This is a genomic window from uncultured Blautia sp. (assembly GCF_902497045.1).
Taxonomy (GTDB): Bacteria; Bacillota; Clostridia; order Lachnospirales; family Lachnospiraceae; genus Blautia_A.
Genome location: NZ_CABVDF010000258.1, coordinates 1 through 3559, shown reverse-complemented (window position 1 = coordinate 3559; position 3559 = coordinate 1). Strand labels below are relative to the sequence as shown.

Annotated in this window: 5 protein-coding genes; all 5 read left to right on the top strand. The window is 43.7% G+C overall.

The genetic code is table 11. The annotated features are described in order from the left end of the window. Positions 1 to 154 precede the first annotated feature (154 nt). The 5 genes from RDS42_RS13375 (at position 155) to RDS42_RS13355 (ending at position 3445) form a co-directional block, all read left to right on the top strand. Positions 155 to 1072 carry a ParM/StbA family protein gene (locus RDS42_RS13375; protein WP_009245410.1) on the top strand — a complete coding sequence of 306 codons (918 nt, stop codon included), beginning with the start codon at positions 155 to 157 and terminating at the stop codon, positions 1070 to 1072. A gap of 3 nt (positions 1073 to 1075) precedes the next feature. Next, complete coding sequence (locus tag RDS42_RS13370; RefSeq protein ID WP_005428271.1) at positions 1076 to 1459, top strand: hypothetical protein; 384 nt, start codon at positions 1076 to 1078, stop codon at positions 1457 to 1459. Between the two features lie 24 nt (positions 1460 to 1483). Beyond that, positions 1484 to 2200, top strand: a complete 717-nt coding sequence (locus RDS42_RS13365; protein WP_005428274.1) for a replication initiator protein A — start codon at positions 1484 to 1486, stop codon at positions 2198 to 2200. Then, on the top strand, positions 2197 to 3054 hold the full coding sequence (locus tag RDS42_RS13360; protein ID WP_005428275.1) for an ATP-binding protein: 858 nt from the start codon (positions 2197 to 2199) through the stop codon (positions 3052 to 3054). Before RDS42_RS13365 ends, RDS42_RS13360 begins: the two co-directional genes overlap by 4 nt. A gap of 169 nt (positions 3055 to 3223) precedes the next feature. Further along, positions 3224 to 3445, top strand: a complete 222-nt coding sequence (locus RDS42_RS13355; protein ID WP_005428277.1) for a hypothetical protein — start codon at positions 3224 to 3226, stop codon at positions 3443 to 3445. Positions 3446 to 3559 lie beyond the last annotated feature (114 nt).

Genomic DNA, 3559 nt, shown 5'->3' with positions numbered 1-3559 from the left:
CTATTTTACAAAATTATATCCTATTTTTCAATTCCAACTCAATTTTCCCTCAATGTCTTTTTCCTCCAACTTTCGTATGCTTATCTCACAGCAAAGCAGTACCACACCGGTACAGCCTGCTGAATTAATCAATACGAAAATGGAGGTGTTTTTTATGCGAGAACTCAGAAACACAAAAATCATTGCTGTAGATCACGGCTACGGCAACATGAAAACAGCAAATACCGTCACACCAACCGGAATCAAAGCCTATGAAACAGAACCCATCTTCACCGGGAATATTCTGGAATATAACGGCATTTACTACCGGATTGGCGAAGGACACAAAGAATTTATCCCAGATAAAGCTATGGACGAAGAATATTATCTTCTAACTCTCATGGCGATTGCAAGGGAACTGAATGTCTTTTCCATCCGTGAAGCAGACGTTCATCTGGCTGCCGGGCTTCCTCTGACATGGATCAGAAACCAGAGAGAAGATTTCCGTTCCTATCTGCTCCAGAATCCAGAAGTCCATTACCGATTTAACAGCAAAGAGTATCATCTCCGTTTTGTGGGATGCAGCCTTTACCCGCAGGGATATCCGGCTATCGTAAACCGACTTGGAGATTTCAAGGGGACAAATCTTCTTGCAGATATCGGCAACGGAACCATGAACATTCTGTATATCAATAATAAGAAAGCACAGGAAAGCCGGTGCTGGACAGAAAAGTTTGGCGTAAACCAATGCATGATTGCCGCTAAAAACGCTGTTCTGGACAACTTCGGAGTAAAGATTGAAGAATCTACCGTAGAGCAGATTCTGCGGTTTGGAACCGCTGACATTTCAGCGTCTTATCTGGATTGTATTACTGCTGTTGCCAGACAGTATGTCACAGATATTTTTGCCACGCTCCGCAAATATGAATACAATCCTGGCCTGATGCGCCTGTATGTGGTCGGAGGCGGTGGATGCCTGATCCGTAACTTTGGAGCGTATGACAAATCACGAGTTACCATCCTTGATGATATCTGTGCCACTGCCAAAGGTTATGAATCTCTGGCTTATATGAGCCTGAAAAGGAGGGGATAAGCCATGCAGAACCATATCCGCAACACAAACCTGCGATTTAATCTGGACAAAGACCAGCAGCGGAGAGCCTGGGAATATTTACAGACGATGGACAGACAGAATTTTAAATCTTACAGCCAGGTAATCTCCCTTGCACTGGTCGATTATTTTGACCGCTACTACCGCACTCAGGCTGATCCCTATCTGGAAACAAGGGAACGGGAAGAACTTTTTGTGAAACAGATTGTAGAAGCAGTAGAACACAGCCTGAAACAGTCATTGCCGATTTTTCTGTCCGGGCTGACTGCAGGCATGTTGGAAAGGGAATCCCCCATCAGGATGCCCTTTCCAGCTCCTGAAAAAGAACAGCCGGATCGTGATATAGACTGGGATTTTCTTGGAGAATAAACCATTGTGATTGGAGGTGAACACATGACGGACTTTCTGACAGCAGACACAAGCCTGCCATCTTATATGATGTTTCCCCGTTTTCTTCTGGACATGGAAATAAACGAAACTGCCAAAATGCTTTATATGATCCTGCTCGACCGTGCAAGGCTTTCCCAGAAAAATGAGGGCTGGTCAGATACAAATGGTCATGTGTTCCTCTACTTTACGATTGAAGCACTGGCAGAAGTTCTCCACAAAAGCCAGATGACGGTGAAAACTGCTCTGGCAGTACTGGAAAAACAAGAGCTTATCTTCCGAAAACGGCAGGGACCCGGACACCCTAATCGGATCTATGTAAAAATCCCGAAAGAAACCCTCAGCAATACAGACAGAATTCTTTCCTCAAGACAGACAGAAAACTGTCCTATTGACAGACAGGATTCTTTCCCTGATACAGACAGAAAACTGTCCAGTAATAAGAAAGAGATAAAAAAGAACCATTTAACAATAAGAGGGAGTAAAGAGCCACGCTCACCCTATGGAACATTTCAAAATGTTTTTCTGTCAGAGACGGAGCTGGAAAATATCCGGCAGACAATCCCTGACTGGCAGGACTATATGGAACGCTTATCCGGTTATATGGCTTCTACCGGAAAGCAATACCAAAACCATGCAGCTACCATCATCCGTTGGGCAAGACAGGATCATCCTGTTTCCCGGCAACGAAATTATGAAAGTGAAGAATACGAAACATTATGACAACATTTACAGAAAAACCAACAGCTATCACACCAAACAGAGAGCTTCAGTCTGATGAATATTTTAACGAAACAAATCACCTGATCTACTGTTCCAAATGCAATACGCCAAGACAGTGCAGGCATGAATTACAGGGAAAGGTTCTTATTCCTTCCATCCGCTGTAAGTGCCAGCAGGAGATCTTTGAACAGGAGGAAGCCCAGAGAAAACTTCATGAAAAGCAAATGGAAATAGAGCATCTCAAAACCAGCGGCTTACAGGACAAATCACTTTATGACTACACCTTTGCCAAAGATAACGGCAGCAATCCGGAAATGAAACTTGCACACAATTATGTAAGTAACTGGGAAGAGATGAAAGCAAACGCTTCCGGACTTCTCATCTGGGGCGATGTCGGTACTGGAAAATCTTTCTTTGCAGGCTGCATTGCCAATGCCCTTCTGGAAAAAGGCGTCCCGGTACTGATGACCAACTTTTCCCGGATTCTGAATACCCTTACCGGAATGCATTTTGAAGACAGGAATCAGTTCATCCACAGCTTAAACCGCTACAGCCTTCTGATCATTGATGACCTCGGAATTGAACGGAACTCTGACTTTGCACTGGAACAGGTATTCAATGTGATTGACAGCCGTTACCGCAGTAAAAAGCCCCTGATCATAACAACCAATCTCACTTTATCAGAGCTGAATAACGCCGCTGATATCGCACACAAGCGAATTTATGACCGGATTCTGGAGAGATGTGTTCCCATCCGTATCAATAACCGGAATATCCGTCAGGACAATGCAACAGCTAATTTAAAAAAAACGAAAAAAATTCTGTTAGATAATCACACTTCAAACCAGAGTTGAAACAAAGCAGCATCGCACAATAACTATTTTTCACTGACAGTAGTACTACTTTCTTTTCTTATTTATCACCAGAGACATGCCACTGTCAGTTATCTAAAACTATAGTACTAAACCACAAGATTTTAAAACTAAATCGCCCGGATACGGGCATAAAAAGGAGGTGCCAGATATGGCAAATAAAAGAATTATGACACCAGAAGAAAAAGTGCTTTTACAGGCAAAACACAGACTGGAAGAAATCGAAGCAAGAAACCGTAAAAAGGAACGTAATGCCAGAACACGCAGATTGATTCAAGAAGGAGCGATTCTGGAAAGCATTGCTCCACATATTAAAGAAATGGATTTAGATACCCTAAAGCGGGAGCTGATGCTCCGGCTAAGAGGAATGTAAATACACAAGTTCTACTCCCGAAGGGCGCACTTACTCACCACCCGATAAATCGGGCGGTGGTATCCCCTACGGGGCTCGTGCGCTCTGCCGAGGGCTATCCGCTGTTGCAGGCAA